Raw genomic sequence first — 22,227 nt, forward strand, 5'->3', positions numbered from 1 at the left:
GCGGATACTTCATCGGTGCAGCCATGGCAGAGGCTCCCTTCTCACGACCCATCAGGTCATGTCCGGCAACCTTCCGCACCTCGGGGGAACCTCAGCGCGACTGCGCCGCTCCGCCGACCGCTACCCGTGGTCCACGGTCGCGGTGCGGTGCCAGGGAGCGTGGACCGGATGCGTCTGCCAGAGCTGCCGAAACCCCTCGCTGCCCCGGCGTGCAGTTCGCCCAGCAGGGCGGTCAGCCTCGGGTCGTGCGTTCGCTCCCCCGCATGCAGATGCCGTCCCTCCCGTGCGGAGGACCTCAGCGCCATCCTGGTTGAGACGCGGGGCCGGACCAACCCAGCGCTCCTCTACGAAATGGAGCGCTTCCTGGCAGCGAGGTCGGACGCCAGGACGAAGCGAACAAGGAATCACCAGCTTCATCTCTAATGATCGTTTACACATGTCTTTTATGTTCAACGAATTGAGCGTGTCTCACCGTTCGGCGGAAAAACTCACGTTCACTCAAGGCATCAGCTTCCATCGGGCCCTGCGCTCACCGAAGGCTTCCCTCCGCCCGTCCGATCCGTACACCGAGCGGGTCGGGCTCTGGGAGAACCCGCCACCGGCCTCGACCCAGCCCATGGCGAGGTCGCTAGTGCAGGGCCAACGGATCCGTTCCGGTACTGGACGGATCCGACGAGCTGCTCCCGGTGGCCCGCGCGGGTGCCGTGAAAGCGCTGAACGAGCGTTCGGGGCCCGAGACCCGCTGGTTCTGACGTCCAGGCCGAAGATGTACCAGGATGCCGTCGATTCGGCACCGTTCCTGCGGGGTGTTCCGGTCCTGCGCGCCTGCCCGGTGTGTCCGGAGGAAGGAAGGGCCTCTACCTGTCCCGGATGTGCCATCAGGATCACGTCGGTTCCTGACAGTGGGTTATTCACGCCCGAGCTGGTTGACGCGGTGATAGCCGAGCACAGCCGGGCCGAGCGGAGGCGGCGAATACTGCCCGCTCGGCTGGTTCTCTAGTTCGTGTTCGCGCTCTGCCTGTTCTCCCGGGAGTCATACGAGGAGGTCATACACCTGCTCTCGGTGGGCCTGCCGGGTAGCACGGCATTGAGCGGGTGAACAAGTTCTCGCTATACCGGGCCGGGGCCAGGCTCGGCCCGGAGCCGCTGGAGACTCGTCCGGAAGTTCACGGGCCCCCTCGCCGACGTGGGCACCCCCGGCGTCTTCTGGCGGGGCCTGCGGCTGCCGGCCGTCGACGGCACGCAGATCGACGTACCGGACAGCTTCAGCAACGGCAGCACCTTCGACGGCCAGCTGCTACAAGGCCGCACGCTCACCGGCTTCCCGCAGGTCCGCACGGTGGTCCTGGCCGAGATCGGGACCCACTCGCTCGTGGACGCCGAAATGGGCGACTGGCGCGACGGCGAGAACCGTCTCACGCTGCCACTGGCCCGCCGGTCGGGCCGACCAGCCTGGTTATCGCCGACCGAAGGTTCTGGAGCGCGGCCTTCTACCGGAACTTCGCCAACCAGAGCGCTGACCTGCTGGCTCGGCTGGCGCGAACGAAGCTCGCATGTTCCAGGAGGAGCTCCCGGACGGCAGCTACCTCAGCCTGCTGCGGCCGAAGACATAGAACATGCTCCGGGCCAAGAAGGTCGGCCGCCCATTCCCCGCCCGGATCGTGTTCCGGGTGATCCCATTCGCCGTCGATGGCGAACCGTCGTGGCTGGCCACCACCCTGCTCGGCCACGAAAAGTACCCGGCCGCAAAGCTGGTGGGCCTCTATCGGCAGCGACGGGAGATCGAGATGGCCTTCGACGAGATCAAGAACCACCTCGGCGCCTCCGGACTGCTGAGGCCCCGCACCGCCAGCGGCGTCCGCCAGGAGCTCTGGCCACTCCTGGCGGTCCATCACGCCCTGCGGGTGATGAACACCGCCGCGATGACCGGCCCCGCGGTCGATCCGGACCGCGTCTCCTACCTGACCACCGTCCGGGTGATCCGCCGCGCCGTGGTCGTTCAGACCGCCGCCACCCTTGCCGGCCTCCAAGAGGCGATGGCCAGCGTCTGCGAGGAACTCCGCCGCCGACTGCTGCCCAGGCGACGCCGAAGGACGCAGCCACGCATGATCAAGAAACCGACCAGCCGTTCCCCGTGAGCGGATCAGAACTGGCAGCACCACGGGGGAGCTCGGGTTCTGGTGCAGACCGAAGAAGGATACGGGACCGTCCGTTCCGCTGCCCTAGCCCGAGCCGGGCGCCGACCGTGACAGCCCGGTCGGGGGTGCACCTCACCACGCCGATCGCGGAAGTCCCGCTGCCGCCGGCCCCGGGCCTTGACGGCCCTTCCCGCGCTCCTCCACCCCTCGTGCCGTTTCCTGTGGCTGTGACCGACCACTTTGACTTGGTGGATCCGACCGAGAGTCAGGCACTCCCTCACAACATCCGACAGGGGTATATCGATAGTGCACGAATCGCCGAGGATGTCCACGGTCAGCGGCACGCGCCCCTGCCGGAGTCGATGGCTATCACGGATCCCGTGAAGTCTGCGAACGGACCGCCCGTGACCCTTACCGCATCACCAACTTGGGTATCCGCCTCGTGCGACGTGGCCTCGCCTCTCGGGTGGTTCATTCGCTGGCCGCTGCTGGCGGGAGCGAACTTACCGTCGGGCCGACCCGTCGCGTGGCGTGGGGTACCACCGATCCCGTTGCCACCTACTCGTCACCCGCGCCAGGGCTGTTTCCATCCCGTCGCTCGGCGAGCGCGCGCCAGCACCGACAGGCAGTCCAAGCCTGTGATCTTCTGCTGGTCTCACCGATGTCCTCGGAAGCGGGTATCCAGGCCGGCTGACATCAGACCTTGGTGCCCCTGCTGGATCGGCTGCGGTGGGACGAGGTGGCAGTGGTCCGGGTGCACAGGATCCGACCCGCAATGCCAAGGCCGACTCCCCCAGCCTGAACGTCTCATACTGCCTGGCGATGAAGCCGAAGCCTGGCCGGACGGCGCCCGCATTCCTGACCGACCGAGACGACTGGGTCCGGGTCTGGGATCTGGGCCCCACCGAGGTGGTGCCGCTCCACCCGGAGGTTGCGCTGTCCCGGTTCACCGCCGATCGCTGGCGCCATGACGTCTGAGACCTGAGGCGGTCCAGCGTCAGAGGTGCACCGGCCCCGCCAGCGGAGCCGAGGACGGTTTGAGGTACCGGATGTCCGCCCTGATCATCTGCACGGTGCTCTTCGGCCTCACGGATCACGCTGCCTCCCTGCCCGGCTACGCATCGCGATTTTCCGCGGAAAATCCTGCGGTATCCGACGGGGCTCGGGCCGAGGCGCTGTGCTGGCGTCTCGGTTCACGCGCCCACGCCTGTGCAGGCCGAACACGTCGCGGCCGCACCCGGGCACAAGGAATTTTCCGCGGAAAATCCAAAGATCACGAGTACCGCCCAAGATGCGCTCACTGTCAGCCGCCGCGCGCCGCCCGACGGCGATGGCGTCGGAGAGCTGTCCGGCCTGGCGCGAGGAGACCGCGAGGTTGATCCGTGCGATGACCGTGTCCATGGTCGGCCCCGAGGCGCTGCTCGGCGGTTGACGTGACCTCGGCCCAGTGGTGTACGGCTGCCCGGTTCAGACCTGCCTCGATGAGGCTGCGTCCGCTGCGGAACGGGACCGAGGGAGCGCCGTCCCGCCGATCCCAGAACCGGTCCCCGGCGCAGCCGTTGAGCGTGGTGGTGTTGGCGCGTAATACGGCGGCGAGGTCCCGGTCGGTGTGGTCCTCGTCCGGCCATGCCGCGTTGAGGGCGTCGGCTGCGACCTGGACGGTGCGGGTGAACTCGGGGGCAGTGAGGGTGTCCCGGACGGCGTGCTGCACGAGCCGGTGAATGCGGACGCTCTCGAGGGGGCTGTCGGCAAGGTGGTCGATGAGGCTGAGACGGTGGAGGACTCTCAGGACGAGCCGCGTGTGCTCCGCGCGACCGGGCGCTGGGTACCGGGCGCGCACTCCGGCGTCGGGGTCCGGTCGGCCGAGAGGTGGGCGAGGACGGGAGGGCTGTTGAGGACGGCTTCGGGGATGCCACTGGGCGAGAGGAAGACGGCGAGCCTGAGCACGGGGCGGGCCAGGCCAGGAGGGTGGAGGGAGTCGGCGCGTTCGATGGACAGGTCCCAGGCGGCGGCGACGGTGTGGGGCTGGTCGTCCGGCAGTCGGTCGGGGGCGGCCTCGGCGAGCGTACGGGCGCGGTCCGCGAGCAGGGCGCGGTAGGTGCTGCAGGGCAGGCCGGTGTCGATGAGGTAGGCCGCGGCTTGGGAGAGCGCGAGCGGGAGGTGACCGAGGTCGTCGGCGAGGGCGGCGAGTTCGGTGTCGGTTTCCTGTCGGTCGGCGGCGGCGAGGGCACCGGTGAGGTAGGACTGGGAGTCGGCCGGGGTGAATACTCCGACCGGAACGATTCGGCGGCCCATGGTGATGGCCGCGTCGCGGCGCCGGCTGGTGACCAGGGTCCGCCCCTGAGAGCTGGCGGGCGGCCACAGCCCGGTGAGGTCGGCCGGATCGGCCACGTCCAGGACGATGAGCCAGCGGCAGGACGGCCGCCCCGGCCCCGGTTCGAGCCAGGCCAGAAACTGCCGTGCCGCCTGCTCGGCATCGGACGTGCCGGTGCCGAGGAACTCGGCGGCCGCCGCCGCGAAACCGGCCACCACCTCCGTGGTGGTGGCCGCAGTGATCCAGACGAGGACGTCCAGCTCGCCGCCGTGCCAGCGGGTTCAGGCGTAGTGGGCGGCGAGCTGGGTCTTGCCGACCCCGCCCAGGCCCACCACCACTCCGGCCGCCGGTGCGACCACAACCGTGTTCCCGCCCTGGTCGAGTGCGCGCACCAGGCGTTCCGACTCGCCGCGGACCTGGAAGCAGGTGGCCTGCGGCGGGATCCGCCCCACCAGGTGCGGCCACGTGGCTGCCGTCCGTACGACGTGCTGGTACACGGTGTAGAGGCTGGCGGCCTGGTACACGTCACCGTGGACGGTGCTGTTGATGATGCGGTTCGAGACGCCCTGTACCGTCTGCTCGTCGTCCACGCGCTCGCCCCCCCCCCCCCCCCCCGATCGTGTCCAACTGCGTTCAGTATCGCGCGAAGGGAACCTGGCCGGTACTGACGGTGGAACATCGAATCCGTCCGGTGCGGATGGGCTCGTTCGGCACCTGAAGGGAGGCGCGGGCATGCTTGATCGAACCTGCCGCAGCTCGCCGAGGGCCTGCAGGAAATTTTCCGCAGAAAATCCGGAGCCGTCGGGGGAGCGGACTTCCCTGGGTACTCGGCGCCGTCGCCGCCGTGGCCGTCATCATGACCATTCGGCAGGATCCTCACGCGGTGCTTCTTCAGGAGCTTCGACAAACCTCCCGGAGGCCGCAGGCCCGCGCGGCCGGACACTCCTCGTCCCCGGCGCCTGCGGCGCGCTGGCCGAGGCGCTGAAGTCCAGGTGCGCAGGATCTGTCCCCGCAAAGTCAGGGCCGACTCCCCCGGCCTGAACATCTCGTACTGCCGTGCCCGCCTTCCTGACCGACCGAGACAGCTGGGTCCGGATCCGGAACCTGGGCCCACCGAGGCGAGGACGGAGACCGTAGGCCGTGCTCCGAGGACGGGCAGCCGGTTGTCCGGGGCACTCCCCTGAGCTGTCGCTCAGTGGCCGGACGAATCGGCACTGGCTCTGCTCGGCCCACGGGATTTTCCGCGGAAAATTCGAGACGGCAGGGAGTCAGGCTCCGCGAACCTGGGAGTGCCGGGCAATCAGTGCCGTCGGCTCCCATCGCCCAGTGCGGTCAGCCATCGCGCCCGACTCGGCGAGGTGAGGCCGACCGGGGAGGACCGCGGCCCCAGCCTCAGCTGCCATAAGCCCTTCCAGAATTTTCCGCGGAAAATCAGCGGGTCAACATGTTCCTGACCACGGCTGCGAGCCCACGGCACCCACCGCCCACCCGACGCTTCCGTCGCCGGACCACTCATGGCATTCGACCGGTGATCCCGCTGGAAGCCTCAGCATCGTCTTCACTGGGCCAGCGCCCTTCGATGTGCAACTGGATGAGCGCGGCGTGGGAGAGCGGGCTGGCGGGATCGTTGACGTCCCCGTCGGTGGTGTAGTCCAGGAGCACGACGTCCTCCTCGTTCCTGATCAGCTCGACCAGATCGGCGACGCGGTGCTCAAGGATCCACCGATAGGCCGGCAGGTAGATCCGGCGCCGAGCCGCTTCATAGGGCAGCAGCCGATCGCCGAGCAGACCGGCTCGGTGGCCGCGGACGATGCCGTATCGGCGCACCGTCCGCTTCAGCCCTTTCATCGTGGTGACCGCGAGCTTCGCGGGGTCGACGTCGGAGTCCTGGAAGACCTTGAGGGATTGCCAGATCCCCTCCACCGACTGGCTGGTCACTCCGTCGCTGTAGGGGACCGGGATGCCGCCGTGCGGATAGAACGGGCTCAACCGCACCCACGGGTCCGGCGCCTTGGAGGTCACGTCGATGATCTCCGCGCCGGGGAACGCGGCGGTCAGTGACGCCACCGAACGGCGACGGCTGGCAATACGGATCGACACCTGGAGGCCCCCTGGCTTGATGACATCAGCCACCGAGCATCCCCGATGCCACTGACATCCCGCCCTGCCCATGGGAGCGGGCACCGCCGACCAGCAGTCGGCGCGCGTGTTCCTGTGGCCGTCGACGCCAGCCTTCGTCGACTTCGAGAACTCGAGCGGCTTCTTCACCATCGAGGCGCACGCAGAGTGCGCCCGCTACCTCGACGCCGCGCCCCCTGGACATCGAGGGGAGGCCGGAGCACCTGGCGTACCTCTCGGTGCCGGTCGGGGGCCGCCGGGGGAGTGACCGCGGTCCGCGCGGAGAATTTTCTGCGGAAAATCCGGGGCCCGTCGGAGACGGGGTCTACGGCCGGGGCGCTGTCCTACGGAGTCACCGGCGGGGGGAGCGGACCGGGTCTGGACGCATACGCGGCTGGGCTGCGTCGAGGTGACCCGGTTGTCCCGTGCCACCGGACCGCAGCTGAGGTCCGCCTCGACGACCCTGCCGGCGACTTCGTGCCCCCTGTCCCCGGAAGACGCGACCCGCATCCGGCACCTCGTCGCCCCGAGATGAACCACCGCGGTTACCCCTGCTTCGCTGACACTCTGACCGAAATGGTCGGCGGGTACTGCGGCCACCCGATTGCGGCTCTCCATGCCACGGGTTGCAGGGTTCTGAGCCCTCGATGCCGAGCGGGGCACAGGACGAAGGGAGCTGATGCCGCGGGTGGCAGGTTGTCGACGAGGCCGGGCGGGCGCGTTGGGACTACACGCCGTTCGTGAACGTGGGGCCGCTGCGCTTCGGCATGAGCCACCAGCAGACGGTCGCCGCCATGGAAGCCCGGGGGGTCACCAGCCCCACGCTCCAGGCCGAGCCACGGCACGGCGTCCTGACCCAGCGGGCCGACTTCCGTGCGCCGACCGCGCCCGCATGGCTGCCAGCTGTCACGCTCTCCTACCGGGAGCCCGGCATTCTGGCCTGCGTGGCCGTCGACGCCCTGCAGGGTCCGCAGGTGTGGCTGGACACCCTCCGGCTGGTCGGGCAGGTGCCGTCCGAGCTCGCGGAGCGGGTCTTCGACTACGTGGCCGAGCACGGCATGAGTCCTGCGGTGTCCACCGAAGGCGACGCGGTGTCGGACGAACCCGGCTTCATGCTGCGCGCGCAGCGGGCGGGGGACGTCCTCCTGACTCGCGCGTTCCTCGTCGCGCCGTTCGACGACTGGGCCGGCACGATGCACGACTGCCTCCCAAGCAGCGAGTGGAACGTCCGCTGACGGTCTGAGACGTGACCGGGCCCGATTTCAGCTGGACCTGAAGCGTGATCCTTGGGGATACCTGATTCCTCCGGACGCTTACGCCTGGCCGTCCAACAGGTACTACCCCGCCAGCTCCGCCAGCCACGGATGACCGGGGTGCACGCGCTTCAGCCACCCGCGGAGGACGTCCCGGCGTGCCTGGCTCAGCAGCGGCAGCACGCCGTCGAAGTCCGCCTGATCCTTGGGCCGCGCCGCCTTCGCTTTGAACAGCAGCACCAGCTCCGGCACCAGGTAGGGGATCCCGTCGGCCGTCCGCTCGATGATCGTGTCGTACGGCAGCCGCAGGCTCTCGTCCCGCCGGCAGATCCAGGTCCCGCCTTCGTGCGGCTCGCGGAAGACGTCGAACAGGAACTGCCCGCTTCCCTGATCCCGCAGCCAGGTCTGGTGCGTGGCCGCCAGTGCCCCGGCGCCCGCCGCCGGCCAGACCCGCCCCGAACCCACCGCGTCAAACACGTACTCGGGGAAGCGGTCCCGAATCTCCGGGAATCCCGCCGCCGGCACCGCGATCTCCAGGTCGCCGTGCGGCCGCGATTGCCTCCCGCGGAACAAGTCCAGCGCCCAACCGGCTGCGACGCACCAGGTCACACTGATCCCGTCCAAGCGCTTCGCGACCCGTTCCGGCCGCCATGCGTCCGCCCACCGGGCATCCAGTTCGTCCGCATCGAGCACACACCGCCGGGCGGCAGAGAGTCGGTCATCGTGACAACCTACTGCCGGCCCCGCTCTGCCGGTCGACTCTTCAGTAGCAGAAGCACCTGATCATCGACGTTCGGTGGCACCAGCCACGGTTCGATGGCACAGCCCGACGGGCCCGGCTCCGCCGGCTCCGATTTTCCGCAGAAAATCCGGGTCTGCCAGAGCTGCCTTCGAGGGCGGATGCCCCACGGCGCGACGACGAGCTGCGGACGGTCCGGACCGCTGAGCCGTCCACGGATCTCCTGGTAGCGAAATTTTCTGCGGAAAATCCGGAGGCCGCTGGCACAACCGGGCTCATCCGGCCCGGCAGGGATCAGCGGTACAGCACGTCCGCTGCCTCCGGGCCGCTCCGGTGGTCCCGGATCAGGACCTGCCCCGTCCCGGGAGCCACGGGGCAGTCCGGGTCGTGCAGGTTCAGGTCGGCGAGATCTGCAGGAAAGACGAAGCCGGTACCGACGTGCGTCGGGTCGAAGGACAGGCTCACGCGTAGCCCGCTGCCGCGGTCGGACCCGGACGAGTCCGCGGGATGCGTTCCCGGGCAGCCGGTTCGACGGCCTGGACACCGGTGATGCCGGCAGTCCGACGCCATCGGATTTTCCGCGGAAAATTCGTCCGGTCGGATCCTGGGAACGATCCCGGCAGGCGGCGGGGGAGAGGGCCGGAGAAGCATCCCGAGCGAGCACAACGCCGAGCGTGGCGTGGTTCGCCCAGCTGCCTGCACGGCGGGAGGCGCCGCTGGGCCCGCCGTGGACCGGCCGGTACCGCACGGGGGCGATCTTCGGGGGTGACCCGCGCGGGCTTCCAGCTCCTCCGCAAGCACGTCCTGTTGGCTGTGCAAGCGCTTCCCGAGCTTCCTTCCTGCAACGATCACGGTCGACATGAACAGCCGGTTCGAGCAGGACAGAACCTCTGACAGCAACGTTCCCCAGCCGCAGTGGACGGAAGTGGTCGGTCTTCAGACCGTGGACTGCGATGGCCTGGTTCAGTCTGTGACCACCTACGTCGGCCAGCCCTCCACCGCACTCATCGCGTTCCTCGACGGTGACTCGCTCACCGAGATCAGCGGGACCGACTATCTCGACTGTCTCATCCAGGCTCGACGGCAGCTGGAACGCGACGGCCGTCTGCTCTGCTGCCAGGGAGCCCGCCTCGAACCAGGTCGAACAGTGCCTTCAACGGCGCGGTCCCCAGACGCTGACGGGCCTGCCGTAACGCGCTGCCGCTCGGCCTGTTCGGCGGCAGGCCCGCCAGACCCGCGCACAACCGGTCGAAGACCTGCCGATAACCGAGTTCGGCGAACAACGCTCCAGCCAACAGCAGGTACACAGTGACCCGCGACGGCACCAGCCGGACCCGCTGCTGGACTGTCCTCGTCTCGGCCAGTACCTCATCGACCATCTCGAACGGCACGATCCGGGTCAACTCGCCGATATGACCCGGTGAGAACACGTCGGCGGCTACCCCGACCGTCGGCGTTATGGCAGCCTGTTCCAACAGCGGAGCTCCCGTGGTGAGGATGTCTTGGAGTGGCAGACCTCTTCTACGGCAACTCCGCTGCTTTGCCTACCGGCCTTGGCATTCAGGCCCCACGCCTCACCAAACGGCGTTGCAACTAGACGGTCTGGCCGTCGGCGGTCCGACCCTCCGCCAGTGCCTTGCCGTACACCGCTGAACTGCGACGGACCGTCATGCCAAGCCCCTGGTAGAGGCCGAGCGCGCCGGTCTCCGAATGGGTCCAGAGCGTGCAGGAGCGGTGGCCCCGGCGGTACGAGGCCCGGAATGCCTCCCGGAGCAGCAGCCGGGCGATGCCCCGGTGCCGGTGGTCCTTGCGGACGGCGACCCGCTCGACGTACCCCTCCTCACTGCCCGGGGTGTCCAGCGCCAGTACCACCCCGACCAGCTCCCCATCGGCGAAGGCCAGCGGGGAGAGGGCCGGCGCGAAGGTGTCCCGGTCGACGCTCAGCGCGGCCCACTCCTGGTACGACTTGCGTCGCTGCTGCCACTCGTCGAAGGCGTCCTCCGTGAGCAGGTACGCGGCCCGCTCGTCCCCGGCCCAGAACGGGCGGACGGTGATGCCCGGCAGCGGCTCCGGCACCTCGGGCTCGGTGGCCAGCTCGATCTCGAGCTGCCACTCGGTGACGAACGGCTCGTAGCCGTGCGCCCGGAGCAGCCTGGCCGCCGCCCGGTCGGCGTCCGGCACGGTCTGGCTGAGCCGGTTGTCGCCCGCCTCGCGGGCCCGCCCCTCGGCCCAGCCGAGCAGCGCGCCGCCCAGCCCCCGCCCCCGGTGCGCCGGGTGCACGTCCATCGTGCTGCGGCGCCCGCGCACCCAGGCCCAGCCGACCACCTCCCCCGCCAGGTCGAGTACCAGCCGGGTGTCCAGCGCCGGGTCCAGGCCGGGCAGCGCGAGCTCGGCGGCGATCCGGTCCGGGCCGGTCTCGGCCCGGCCGAACAGCTCATGCTCGCGGGCCGTGACCAGCCGGTGGATCGAAGGGGCGTCAGCAGGCGTGGCCGGCCGGCTGCGGTATGGGGACGGGAGTGACGGTTCAGACATGGAGCTGACTCTGAGTCACCCGGGTCGGTCCTGTCGACCGGTTTGGCGTTCGGACCCCGTCGGGCCGCTGCTCGGACGCACCGCCGGGGCCGAAGGCCAGGGCGGCGAAGTGCTCCACGATCCGGCGGCGCCTCGGCCGAGTCGCCGGTGGACCGGAAGGTCGGCCGGACCCGTCGAAATCCGGGGTGAGCGGGCCCGGGGTGGTCTCCTGGATCGGGCGAAGGACGGGCGAGACCGCTCCGCCGTCTCGTTCTCCGGCCTTGACGAGCAGACCCCACGCCTAACTGAACGGCGTTGGAACTAGAAGACGTCGTCGCAGCCGAGGGTGAAAGGTGCCTGCACGGCGCGTTCCGCTCCGAACCAGCGGGGACAGTTCAGCCCCCTGTTCGAATACCCCAGTCGCAGCGGTGCTGTCCGAAGCGGTGAACATCTGCTGCCCAAACCCGGGTTCTGGCTCCACTTCCGTGTCGGTGACGCGGGGTCATCCGGTCGGAGGAAGCGAGCACTTGACGAGAGGCGCCGCCGGTTCGCCCCCGAGTCGAACCCCGTGCTGGTTGGCGACACGTCTGCACCATCCGGTTCGGCAGCACCTTCACCAGCAACGGCAAGGGGCGGGTCTTCCCAGCGGTGGCGGTGATCATTAAGGTGTAGAAGCTGTGAGCATGCGTGAATCCGGTGACGACCTGTGGGAAGAGTTCGTCAAGGAGTTTGAGAAGAACAACGCGGTACGGGAACCGAGTGCCGCCGAACGGGCGCGCCAGCCCGTGCGACGAAACTCGCGACGTCGGCTGCTGCTTCCGGCGGCCGCTGCGCTGCTGGTAGCAGCAGGCGCGGCGGCGTACGTGATCCGGCCGTCGGGCCCGGCACCGGCCGCCGCGCCTGCACCTGCTGCGCCGACATCGTCCGCTCCCTCGCCGCACGCAGCGACGCCGCCGATCGGCGCCTCGTCGGCGGCATCCGACGCTCCGGCCTCGGCGATCCCACTGTCCGTCTTTCCGGCGCTGGTGCAGGGGTACACGCTGGTGGCGGACGTGGCGAACCCGAACTGCACCGGCCCGGACACCGTGGCGCCGACCCTCGCCGGGTTGATCACACAGGGCCGCGGCTGTCTCGGCGTCGACCTGGCGCTGTACAAGGATGCCGAGGGCAACCAGTACAACTTGGCGCTGTTCACGATGAAGGACCAGGGCGACATCGCGCACCTGATGACCCTTCTGGGCTCCCACCCCGATGCCTACGAGGTCGCCGTCCAGATCCCGCCCAAGGACTCGGGCCTGCGCCAGTTGCCGGCCGACAGCGGCCTCGTGCAGGGCTTCGTGGCCTACGGGCACGGCATGCTCGTCGGTATGGCCCAGTGGTCCGATGGTCGGACCGCAGACCTCGACAAGCTGGCGAAGCAGCTCTCTCCGCTGACCGAGGCCGTCATCAACACCGTTCCTGCCTGACGGAGCGGCCTGCCCGACTCCTCCTCGAAGGGCGCGGCGCCCACTGGACGTCGTACGGCTCCGAATCAACCTCCACGACGGTTTCGACAGGTTGAACCGGTTTACGTCGGGCCTGCTCGGGTTCAGCACCTTCGGGGAGGGTCCTGAACCATGGGGAACACGAGCGAGCTGGACGGCCTGCGGGTGCGGGTGGCGGCGCTGAAGGCTGAGGTCGACCGGCTCCGCAAGGAGTCCACGGCGGCGCGCACGCTGGCGGCGACGGCCGACCGGGACGGCACGGAGGTCCGGTCGTCGCCGCGCGGCCGTACCCAGGTGCCGCATACGATCCGCGAGGAGCGGGTCGCGCAGCGCCCGGCCATGACCCAGCGTACCGAGGCGGTCGGTGTCCTGATCTCCGGCCCAGCCGAGCAGACCAGGGTCCTGTCGGCCCGCACCCCACCGTACGTAGCGGGCCTCAGGCCTTCGGAAGCGTTATCCCCAGCTCGAGCATCGCCGGCGAAGCCGGGCCGCCCTCGGAGCGCTCGGTCTTGTAGCCCTTGACGCCCGGGGCGACGGTGCGCGGGTCAACGGCCTCCGAGGGGGCGCCGGTGGAGTACAGGCCGTCCGGGTCCTGGTCGCGGTCGTGGGGCAGCAGCCAGAAGACGCGGCGGCGGAAGGTGCCGGAGGCTCGGGAGGACCTGGCATCCGGGCCGAGGATCGCGTAGCCGACCATGCGGCCGTCGCGGTGGTAGGCGGGGCGGCCGCGGCGGGTGGTGAGCCGGTCCAGCGACTGACGGACGTAGTCGAGGTCGGAGGTGTCCTCCAGCCAGACGAGGTCGGTTTCGTGGGCGAGCTCGGCCGGATCGATCAGCGCGCTCACGCGTTCTGCTCCTCTGTGTCGTCGGTGATCAGGCCGATGCCCGGGTAGTACTTGCGGCTGTTGGACAGGACCATCTCCTTGGGAGAGGTCATACCCAGTGTCTCGCGGACTCGTGCGGCGAACGCGCGGCCGGATACGGGATTGGCCCCCTCGAAGCCGCACCAACGGGTGTAGGCACCGAAGAGCTGGGACTGTTCGGCACGCATGCCCTCCCCGGTGAGGCAGGCCTCCTTGAGGAAGCGGCCGACGTGGTCCTCGGTCTCCGCGTAGGCGGTGGTGGCGACCTGGACGGCCTGGGGTCCGGCCAGATCCTTCTCACCGGCGAAGTAGCGGCGGGCGCCGTCGATGAGCCAGGCGAGGATACCGGGGCCCTCCTCGGCGACGAGGACGTGGGCCAGGTTGTCGATCTTGCGTTCCTCGGGGACGACTCGTTCGAAGGGGATGAGGCGCATGCGGCGCCAGAAGGCGAAGCCGCCGGTGCCGACCTCGGGGCGGTGGTTGCCGAGGAGCCAGAGCTTGTGGGTGGGCTCGAAGGAGAAGAAGTCCTGGCGCATCCGGCGGGCCTTGATCTTGTCACCGCCGGTGAGGAGCTTGACCCGGGCCTCGTCGAAGCGGTCGCCGGGCTTGAGCTCGGAGCAGACGATGATGCGCCGGCCGTGGAGTTCGGCGAGGTCGGTGGGGTGGCCGTCGAAGGTCTTGGCCATCAGGAAGCCGGGCGGGGCCGCGTCGGCGTAGTCGCCGAGCAGCTGGATCATGACGTCCAGGAGGACGGACTTGCCGTTCTTGCCCTGGCCGTAGAGGAAGGGCATGACCTGGGCGCCGACGTCGCCGCTGATCGAGTAGCCGAGCAGCAGGTGGAGGAAGTCGCGGGTCTGGCGGCCTTCCTTGTCGTCGCCGAAGGTGTCGGTGAGGAAGCGGTCCCAGCGGGGGGTGGGCATCCGGGCGGGGGCGAGGGTGGTGGAGCGCGAGTGATGGTGGACCTTGGGGTCGGGCGGGACGATGGCGCCGGTACGCAGGTCGACGACGCCGCCGGGGGTGCACAGGGCGTAGGCGTCGGCGTCCAGGAGGGAGGCGTTGAGGACCATGCCGGGGGCGGACTTGGCCTGGGCGAGCATGGCGTTCATGCCCGAGGTGGACAGGGCCCGGCGGCGGTGGCGGCGCAGGTCGGCGTTGGTGTAGACGCCGCGGGGGTCGTGGGTGGCGACGCTCTCGGCCATCTCGCCGGCGGCCCACAGGACGGTGTCGTCCTCGTCCAGCTGCCAGCGGTGGGTGGCCCAGCGGTACCAGCCGATGCCGGGGACGTGGCGGTAGTCGCGTCCGTAGAGGTGGACGAAGAGCTTGGCGTTGCCGCGGTCGGACAGGGAGTCGGGCAGGAGGCCGTGCGGGCTCGCCTGGGGACCCGCCGGGGCCTGGTCCGGCCGGTCGGCGACCGGGGCCGACTGGAGGGGCTGGACGGGTCCCTGTGGCTCTGCGGCGGGGGCGGGGGCGTCGAGGAGGCTCTCCTGGACTGCGGTGCCGTGCCAGGGGGCCTGTGAGGGCCCCGGGACCGGCGGGTACTCCAGGATCTGCTGGGCAGCGGCCACGGGATCGAAGACCGTCCTCTTGCGGGTGCTGTCGCTCATCCTCGCGCCTTCCCGATGTGCAGGGGCTGCCGGGCGCCGGCGGCGAGGGCTGAGCGGATGACGGCGGAGCTCTGCCTGTCCTGGGAGGGGCGGGCGGCGCGGGCGGCGTCGGCGAGCAGTCGCTCGGCGGCGGCATGCGTGAGGTGTCCGGCGGAGACGAGGCCGCCCGCGGTGTAGGCGGCGCGGTTGAGTTTGCCGGTGAAGCCGGCTCCCTCAGGGGTGGTGGCGCAGTCGGTGACGTCCTGGAGGACGGTGTCGAGGACCCGTTCGGCGCCGCGCTTGCCGCCGCCCGCGGCGACCACGGCCTGGCGGGCACGGTCGGGGACGGCGGGCTGGGGCGTGGGCTGCGGGCTGGGGCGGTCCTTGAGGTGCCCGGTACGGATGAGTTCCTCGGCCAGCCACTGGGGGAGTGGGGCGGGGGTGGTGACGCCGGGCAGGGGGGTGTAGGTGCCGCTGGTGGTGACGGTGCTAGGGGCGACGATGTAGCCGCCGTGGGCGCGGACGTCGACCTGCCAGGCGAGGGCCCGGCCGGTGGAGGAGCCGGTGGAGCAGGTGAAGCGGTGGTGGGCGTCGTCGCGGTACCAGATGTGCAGGCCGCCGGAGGGGGTGCGCACGCGCAGGGTTCCGGTGTCCTGGGAGGGGTCGGGGGCCTTGCGCAGGGCCGCGAGCAGGGCGAGCGTGTGATAGCCGTTCTCGAGGCCGTCGAGGTCGACGCGGTCGTGGATCGGGATGCCCGGCAGGATCCGGTCCCGGGCGGGGACGTCGGCGGGGTGGCTGTCAACGTCGATCACGACCAGGCCGGCGGGGCCGCAGGCGACCCCGGTGCCGAAGCCCGGGTTGACCCGCCACCAGGCCCCGATGATGTCCTGGTCAGTGGTGGCGGCATGGAAGCCATGGCACCAGCGACCGACCCGGGGGCAGGGGCACTCGGCGGGGGGGTGGGGGGAGTCCTGGCAGGGGTGGCAGTTCGCCGGCGGGGTCTTGCGTCCCGGGGCCAGCGGATGGACGGGCCAGCCCTGGGCGGCACACCAGCGCGCGACGGCCAGTGCGTCCGGCTGACGCTCCGTTCGGTCGCTCCCCACGGCCTTCGGCGCCGTCACGCTGGTCCCTTCCCCTTGGTTCGGTAGCTGCTGCAGCTTCTTCGGTAGCTCGGTAGCTGCCCGGATTTGAGTCGCTCGTTCGGTCGCTGACAGCAAAAAGCCAGGTCAGAGCACTGGTGGGTGCTGGATCAGCGACTGAAGCGACCGAAGTCCAGAAGATAGCTCACACAGACTAGCCGAGCGAGCACATACGGTCCCGGACCACCGGGACTTGCGGGGAAACTGAGCGACCGAACCCCGGGGCAGCGACCGAGTCGCTTCGGTCGCTGTTTTCGGTCCGGGGACGTTTCCGCAGGTCGAAGCCGATTTTCCCAACAAACAGCGACTGAAGCGACTGAAGCCCGGGTCTATAACGCGCACACGCACACGGGAATGTCTTCATATACCGGACCTTGAGTCGCTTGAGTCGCTGATGGGGTAGGTGAATAGGCTCTGACCTGGTGTTTTACCCAGCGACCGAAGCCCAGCGACTGAAAGCGACCGAGTCTCTCGAGGGTCAGGGCCCGGCGTGTCGCGCGTATCAGGTGCGAGGTGAAGCCGCCGGTTCGGTCGCTTGGGTCGCTTCAGTAGCTGTGACTGCCGCCAAGGCACAGCCCAGCGCCCGCCCCCGGTGGTCTGTTCCCCAGGTGAACGTACGTGCCCGTGGTTCCGGAGTCGGGTCACTCCAGTCGCTTGGGTCGCTCAGCAGAGGCTCAGTCGCTGTCAGCGGGAGAGACACCGGTGAAAGGCACCCCGAGAAGCGCGTGAGCGCTCCTGCCAGCTACCGAAGCGACCCAAGCGACTCTGGTACGGACATTCCGTTACTTTCGGAGTAGTGGCCGGCCAGGGGTGCCCGTGCCGATCGGGAAGCCCCGGAGACCCCACTGTCGGACGCCGGTGGTATTCATCGGTCATGTACGTACACCGGGGGACCATCAGCGAGGCGGCACGGCAGAGCGTCCGGCCGGAGTTCGTCGACGAGTGCGTCGCACGCTTCCGCAGCCGACGGGGGATGGACCCGGGTGAGGAAGAGATCGGCAGCTGGCGGCGGAGCTGGCCGGTGCTGCTCGACGCCCTGGTGCGCGCAGGCCTGGGAGACCTCGACGTCCTGCTGGAGCTGTCGCTGCCGGGGACAGGCGAGCGCGTCGACATGGCCGTCGTCGGCCAGGACACGGACGTCGAGCTGACGGTGGTGGTGGTCGAGCTGAAGCAGTGGACGTGGGCCGTGCCCGCACCGGGCGAACCCGGAATGCTGGAAGTCGGACAGCGAACCCTGCCGCACCCCGCCCGGCAGGTCGGCGGCTACGTCCACTACCTCAGGGACTGGGCCGTCGGCGGAACCGGAATCCAGACACGGGGCGTGGCGCTCCTGCACAACGCCGGGGCCGAACTGCTCGGGCATCTGCGTGCCGTGTTGCCCCCGGACTCGCCCAGCGCCGAGTTCCCGCTGCTGGGCCGTGACGACATCGCCGACAGCGTCCCCGCCGACGAACTGGCGGACCGTCTCCACTGCCGAGGCCTGACGCCCGCGCCCAAGGACGCCATCGACCGCTTCCTCGCCGGCGAGCACCGGCCCTCCCAACGCGCCCTGCAGCGACTCGCCGACAACATCGAGGGCCGCAACCGGTTCCCCCTCGTCGGCGAGCAGGACCGTGCCCGCCGCGCGATCCTGGACGCCGTCAAGGAAGCCGGCGGGAAGGGTCCCGGCGGCCTGGTCGTGGTCACCGGCGGCCCCGGCACCGGCAAGACCGCCATCGCGGCCCGCCTCATGGGTGAGCTGTGCCGCATGGAACGGCGCAACCCCCGTCTGCTCACCACGTCAGGCGCCCTCACCAAACAGCTCCAGCGGCTGCTGCAGGACGAGTCCCGCGGCCTCGTCGCGACGTTCAAGCAGCAGCCGCCCAGCGGGCTGGACAAGAGCAGTGTCGTCCTCCTCGACGAGGCCCACCGCGCCGAGACCTACCCCGAGCAGCGAACCTCCGGCTTTCCCGCCTCCCTGCGCAACCTCCTCGACCGGGTCGGCGTCCTGGTCCTGTTCCTCGACGAGCGTCAGATCGTGCGTCCCACCGAAGGCATCACCCTGGACGAGCTCGAGAGCCACGCCCGCGAGTCCGGGGCCGTGATGCGGCGCGTCGACCTGGAGACCCAGTTCCGCTGCAACGGTTCCCAGGCCTACCACCAGTGGGTCGACCTCCTCTTCTCCGCAGACCGGACCCCGCAACCGTGGAACAGCGGCGGCTACGACCTCGCCCTGGGACCGGACCCGCAGGCCCTCGCCGCCTGGGTCGACGACCATGCGGCGCAGGGCCGTAGCGCCCGGATCACCGCCGGGTTCTGCTGGCCCTGGAACGCCGAGGCCGTCCCCCCGCTGGAGCCCGAGGTCGCCATCCGGTGGCACGGCCCGGACGAGGACGAGCACTCCTGGGCCCGCCCCTGGAACCTGCGCGCCGAGCGGCCCGTCCCCGGATTCCCCGACGTCCCGCCCCGCCCCTTCTGGGCGACCGACGAGGGAGGCCACGACCAGGTCGGTTGCATCTACACCGCCCAGGGTCTCGAATACGCCTTCGGTGCCGTCATCCTCGGCGCCGACCTGGTCCGCCGCGACGGCCGCTGGCAGGCCCACCCCGAGGCCAGCCACGACGCGAGACAACTGCGGGAGCTGTCGCCACGGCGATACCTGAGGTACGCGCTGAACACCTACCGCGTCCTCGCCACCCGGGCCACCCACGGCACCCGCCTCTACTCCACCGACCCCGAGACCCAGGACTACCTGGCCTCCCTGTTGCCCGGCTCCTGACACCGCCAAGAGGACGTGCCCTCGGACCTCGCCGAGACCGCGGCGCGCGACGATCAGGATCCAGGTCCAGCGGTCCGCCGCTTCGGGAGTGCGGAGTTTCGGGGTGGTCCATTCGAGGATCTGCTTCGCGAAGCGGAAGAGGTGATCCAGATCGAAGCGGTGAAGAGATGCCTGCCAGCAACGGTCCACATCGGCGGGGGCAGAGCCGGTTTTCGAGGACCACAACCGCACCGGAGGGGCATCCCGGTTCTTCGACAGATACTCGATCTTCGACCGCGTCAACGTCCCTTCGGCCAAGGGTAGTTCACCGTCGTGGTCGAGCCAGGAGGAGCCGTGGGTGGACCCGGTCCCATGCCTGGGCTTCGGCCTTTACCGTAGTGGGGCGGTGTCGGTGGCTGTGGTGATCGCGGGTTCGGGCCGGGTCTCCGGTTCGGTGAAGCGGAATTCCGGGCCGTGTTTGGGCGCCCGGCCGTTGGCGCCGTGCATCCGCGGCAGCTTCTGCAGGCGCATGACACAGTCGGAGCGGATGCGGCCGACCAGCTCGACGGGGAAGTCGCGCAGGACCCGGGCCAGGCGGGTGGCGCCCGGTCCGCAGCCGACCGACGTCGATCCGGCCGTGGTGTAAGCCGCCGTACATCGCTCCGTGCCCACGTCGGTGCTCGGGCAACAGCGTCAGATCCACCGGGGACTTCACCGCACCGTCCGCACACAGCACGGCGTCCACCAGCTCGAACAACTCGTCACGCCGGGCGGTCAGACGCTCGTAGAACTCGCCCCGGAAACGTGACGCTTCCGCGGACGGTTCCCTCCGGACGGCATCTGGCAGCAGACTCACCCTCACGGCCTTCATCTTGGTCACGCGCATCCTTGGTCGGAGCACATGATCAGACGAAGGCCGGGGTCTGTCCAGCGACTGGACAGACCCTGCAGGCACACGAGCGGGTGACGGGGTTGGTTCAGCAGGTCTGGCGCAGGTAGCCGGGGTTGCTCGGTGGAACGACGTTGAGGTCGCGCCGCACGATGCTGATGCGGGTCCCCCAAGTCGTGCACGCCGTCTGGAGGCCCTGCTCGTCGTACTCGATGTCGAATACGCTGTCGCCGAACGCGTGGGTGTAACGGTCGCACTCGCCGTACGTGCCGCACTGTTCCACCACCGCGAAGTCGAGGCCCAGTTGCTGCCGGTCCGGGGCCAGCTCCGCCGCGTTCTTCTGGGCGATGGCAAGGCCTTGTCCGTGGGCGTGCGCGACGAGTAGAGACTGGTACGCCTCGGCGTCGGCCGCGCCCAGCAGTCCGGCCGACCGTGTGTAGCTGTCGTAGTTGTCCGGCTCGACGGCGTTGAAGCCCTTGGTGGCGCACTCGTCGATCCAGCCGTCCACCTTCAGAGCGATCCGCTGACGCTTGGTGTCCGCGCTGATGTCCAGCAGCGCCTCGTTCCAGGTGGTGTCGTGGACGACGTTGCCAGCCTGGTCCCGGAGCAACAGGTCCTGGTCCCATTCCTGCTCTGCGTCCGGCTGGGCCTGGAAGCCGTTGACGTAGCAGATGTTGTAGATCCCCGGTGCCGGGGACACCCCGTGGTCGCGGCTGACGACGGACACACCGGCCGGCGGCTGGTACGGCCCGCCGATCTGGTAGTCGAACCCGGCGTGCACTGGAGGCACCGTCACGGCGGGCGAGGCCGTCGCCGATGCCGATGTTCCCTCGGACGTGGAAGGCGAGACCGTCACCGCCGGTTCCGCGGTTCCGCCGCAGGAACTGCACGAAGAGACTGCGAGAACGGCTGCCGCCGAGATCGTCAGCGCTGCGGCGATCCTGACCCGCGACCTGCGGGATCGACCATGGTCAACGGGCATCATCGAACTCCAGGATGACAGGGCATGTCCTCAGGGCAGCTCCCCCCGTGCGGTGCCGGAAACACGAAGGACCACCCCGGTGCTTTCCTCCCGAGAAGGGACAACCGGGACGACAGGGGAATCGAGGAATGTCCGGGGAAAAGGGAGGACCAGGCGCATCGCGCCGGGCGACGGAACCGCCGTCGTGCGCCCGCGATTTGATCGTATGAGAACGTCGAGTGGCGCCGCATCGGCGTGGAAGAGCGCAGCGCGGCAGCCTTCGTCCCGGCCGGAAGAACCACGGCCGCTTCGCGGCGGCAGCGGTCAGGCGCAGTGCCCCCTGATCGCCTGCCTCGTCGGGCAGGGCGTCGATGGGGCGGCGAGGCCGCGTAGTAGTGCGGCTGCGGTGCTACCGGGCAGCCAGGTTCCGTGCGAGAAGCAGACACAGCAGGGTGATCGCGTCATCGGGGTCGGCGGACAGCAGCATCTGGTTGTCGGCGGCGTCAGGGACCGGGCGGTGATCGACGCCGGCGGCCAAGGTCTTGGCCGCCGGCGAGGTGTGGAGGCTGCGGACAGCGGGCTCGGTGGGTCAGGCCACGCAGCCGGGGACCGTGGTGGGGCTGCCGAAGCAGTTGGTCGGGTTGTTGGCGAGCACGGCGGTGAAGTTGAGCGTGACGCTGCCGCTGTCGTTGTAGACGCCTCCAGGGGCGTTGGTCGCGAAGTTGCTGACGACCTTGCTCAGGGTGAGCGTGGTGGTGGCGCCGGCACCGCCGAAGTTGGCGATTCCGCCGCCCGCACCCGTGGGCCCGGATGCCGAGTTGTCGTAGACGGAGCTTCGCGAGACGTTCAGCGTACCGTCGTTGGCCACTCCGCCGCCCAGCTCGAGCGCGTTGTTGTTGACGACAGTGCTCTTGTCGATGGTCATGTCGCCGTCGTTGCCCAGACCGCCTCCGTTGTGGAGCGCGCTGTTGCCACTGATGAGGCTGCGGTCGACGTGCGTGGTGGACCCGGTGTTGCCGCCGATCCCGCCGGAGAAGTCGGCGTGGTTGTCACGGATGAGGCTGCGCCTGACAGTGAGGACTCCGTCGTTGCGGATGCCGCCCCCGAAGCCTCCCGTCGCGTCACCGTTGGTGATGATGGCCTCGCGAAGGTCCAGGTTTCCCGTCGAGTCGACCGTGAGGATGCGGAAGGCCGGCGCGGCCGGGTCACGGGTGATGGTGGCGCCGTCACCCTTGATGGTGATCGTGTTCTGGATGGACGGCAGCGGGGTGGTCAGGGTGTAGATGCAGCCCGGGGCCAGGGCGAGCGTGCCGCCGGAGGTGTTCGCGTTGGTGATGGCGCTCGCCAGCGCGTCGGTGGTGCACGGGACGAACGTCTGCGCGGCTGCCGGGGTGGCGGCCACACCGGTGACCATGAGGGCGGCCGCCCCGAGAGCGCCCAGCGTTCGGATCGCCAGCTTGCTGTGGTTCATCGCTTCTCCCTGGTGTCGAGTGGATCGTTCA

Annotated in this window: 17 protein-coding genes and 2 pseudogenes; 6 read left to right on the forward strand and 13 right to left on the reverse strand. The window is 69.7% G+C overall.

The window, feature by feature from the left end:
* Positions 1-1,616: 1,616 nt before the first annotated feature.
* From P3T27_RS39190 to P3T27_RS39200, 3 genes are all read left to right on the forward strand, one after another.
* A complete protein-coding gene (locus tag P3T27_RS39190; protein ID WP_280686129.1) occupies positions 1,617-2,138 on the forward strand; it encodes a transposase in 522 nt (173 codons plus the stop codon).
* A gap of 822 nt (positions 2,139-2,960) precedes the next feature.
* Positions 2,961-3,116, forward strand: coding sequence for a hypothetical protein (locus P3T27_RS39195; RefSeq protein ID WP_280686130.1), 156 nt, complete (start codon positions 2,961-2,963; stop codon positions 3,114-3,116).
* A gap of 313 nt (positions 3,117-3,429) precedes the next feature.
* Positions 3,430-3,570 carry a hypothetical protein gene (locus P3T27_RS39200; RefSeq protein WP_280686131.1) on the forward strand — a complete coding sequence of 47 codons (141 nt, stop codon included), beginning with the start codon at positions 3,430-3,432 and terminating at the stop codon, positions 3,568-3,570.
* Positions 3,571-3,923: 353 nt separating this feature from the next.
* Here P3T27_RS39200 and P3T27_RS39205 read toward each other — a convergent pair whose 3' ends face one another.
* The 3 genes from P3T27_RS39205 to P3T27_RS39215 form a co-directional block, all read right to left on the reverse strand.
* Positions 3,924-4,670 carry a hypothetical protein gene (locus tag P3T27_RS39205; protein WP_280686132.1) on the reverse strand — a complete coding sequence of 249 codons (747 nt, stop codon included), beginning with the start codon at positions 4,668-4,670 and terminating at the stop codon, positions 3,924-3,926.
* A gap of 63 nt (positions 4,671-4,733) precedes the next feature.
* Positions 4,734-5,042 carry a hypothetical protein gene (locus P3T27_RS39210; protein WP_280686133.1) on the reverse strand — a complete coding sequence of 103 codons (309 nt, stop codon included), beginning with the start codon at positions 5,040-5,042 and terminating at the stop codon, positions 4,734-4,736.
* Positions 5,043-5,964: 922 nt separating this feature from the next.
* On the reverse strand, positions 5,965-6,585 hold the full coding sequence (locus P3T27_RS39215; RefSeq protein ID WP_280686134.1) for a hypothetical protein: 621 nt from the start codon (positions 6,583-6,585) through the stop codon (positions 5,965-5,967).
* Between the two features lie 725 nt (positions 6,586-7,310).
* Between P3T27_RS39215 and P3T27_RS39220 the strand changes: the two genes are divergently transcribed.
* Positions 7,311-7,805, forward strand: coding sequence for a hypothetical protein (locus P3T27_RS39220; protein WP_280686135.1), 495 nt, complete (start codon positions 7,311-7,313; stop codon positions 7,803-7,805).
* Between the two features lie 102 nt (positions 7,806-7,907).
* Here the strand turns inward: P3T27_RS39220 and P3T27_RS39225 are convergent.
* The 4 genes and pseudogenes from P3T27_RS39225 to P3T27_RS39240 form a co-directional block, all read right to left on the reverse strand.
* A pseudogene (locus P3T27_RS39225) lies at positions 7,908-8,545 on the reverse strand (hypothetical protein).
* Between the two features lie 311 nt (positions 8,546-8,856).
* Positions 8,857-9,027 (reverse strand): hypothetical protein, encoded by a 171-nt coding sequence (locus P3T27_RS39230; RefSeq protein WP_280686136.1) that lies wholly within the window; start codon positions 9,025-9,027, stop codon positions 8,857-8,859.
* Between the two features lie 602 nt (positions 9,028-9,629).
* On the reverse strand, positions 9,630-10,037 hold the full coding sequence (locus P3T27_RS39235) for a transposase domain-containing protein (protein ID WP_280686137.1): 408 nt from the start codon (positions 10,035-10,037) through the stop codon (positions 9,630-9,632).
* Positions 10,038-10,155: 118 nt separating this feature from the next.
* The gene (locus P3T27_RS39240; protein ID WP_280686138.1) at positions 10,156-11,094 is read right to left on the reverse strand and encodes a GNAT family N-acetyltransferase; all 939 of its coding nucleotides are present in this window, start codon (positions 11,092-11,094) and stop codon (positions 10,156-10,158) included.
* A 656-nt stretch (positions 11,095-11,750) separates the two neighbouring features.
* Here P3T27_RS39240 and P3T27_RS39245 point away from each other — a divergent pair.
* Positions 11,751-12,539 (forward strand): hypothetical protein, encoded by a 789-nt coding sequence (locus P3T27_RS39245; RefSeq protein ID WP_280686139.1) that lies wholly within the window; start codon positions 11,751-11,753, stop codon positions 12,537-12,539.
* A gap of 454 nt (positions 12,540-12,993) precedes the next feature.
* On the opposite strand, the gene P3T27_RS39250 is transcribed toward P3T27_RS39245, so the two are convergent.
* Genes P3T27_RS39250 through P3T27_RS39260 form a run of 3 tightly spaced genes read right to left on the reverse strand, consistent with a single transcriptional unit; the run spans position 12,994 to position 16,120 of the window.
* A complete protein-coding gene (locus P3T27_RS39250) occupies positions 12,994-13,398 on the reverse strand; it encodes a DUF6009 family protein (protein ID WP_280686140.1) in 405 nt (134 codons plus the stop codon).
* Positions 13,395-15,020 (reverse strand): phage/plasmid primase, P4 family, encoded by a 1,626-nt coding sequence (locus P3T27_RS39255; protein ID WP_280686141.1) that lies wholly within the window; start codon positions 15,018-15,020, stop codon positions 13,395-13,397. Before P3T27_RS39255 ends, P3T27_RS39250 begins: the two co-directional genes overlap by 4 nt.
* Entirely contained in the window at positions 15,017-16,120 is a 1,104-nt protein-coding gene (locus tag P3T27_RS39260; RefSeq protein ID WP_280686142.1) for a bifunctional DNA primase/polymerase, read from the reverse strand. Before P3T27_RS39260 ends, P3T27_RS39255 begins: the two co-directional genes overlap by 4 nt.
* Before the next feature lie 892 nt (positions 16,121-17,012).
* On the opposite strand from P3T27_RS39260, the gene P3T27_RS39265 reads away from it, so the two are divergent.
* A complete protein-coding gene (locus P3T27_RS39265; protein ID WP_280686143.1) occupies positions 17,013-18,896 on the forward strand; it encodes a DNA/RNA helicase domain-containing protein in 1,884 nt (627 codons plus the stop codon).
* A gap of 45 nt (positions 18,897-18,941) precedes the next feature.
* On the opposite strand, the pseudogene P3T27_RS41120 reads toward P3T27_RS39265, so the two are convergent.
* From P3T27_RS41120 to P3T27_RS39280, 3 genes and pseudogenes are all read right to left on the reverse strand, one after another.
* A pseudogene (locus tag P3T27_RS41120) lies at positions 18,942-19,746 on the reverse strand (transposase); the annotation flags it as partial.
* Between the two features lie 106 nt (positions 19,747-19,852).
* Positions 19,853-20,746, reverse strand: coding sequence for an endo alpha-1,4 polygalactosaminidase (locus P3T27_RS39275; protein WP_280686152.1), 894 nt, complete (start codon positions 20,744-20,746; stop codon positions 19,853-19,855).
* Positions 20,747-21,314: 568 nt separating this feature from the next.
* The gene (locus P3T27_RS39280) at positions 21,315-22,196 is read right to left on the reverse strand and encodes a hypothetical protein (protein ID WP_280686145.1); all 882 of its coding nucleotides are present in this window, start codon (positions 22,194-22,196) and stop codon (positions 21,315-21,317) included.
* Positions 22,197-22,227 lie beyond the last annotated feature (31 nt).

Source organism: Kitasatospora sp. MAA19 (assembly GCF_029894125.1).
In the GTDB taxonomy this organism is placed as follows: Bacteria; Actinomycetota; Actinomycetes; order Streptomycetales; family Streptomycetaceae; genus Kitasatospora.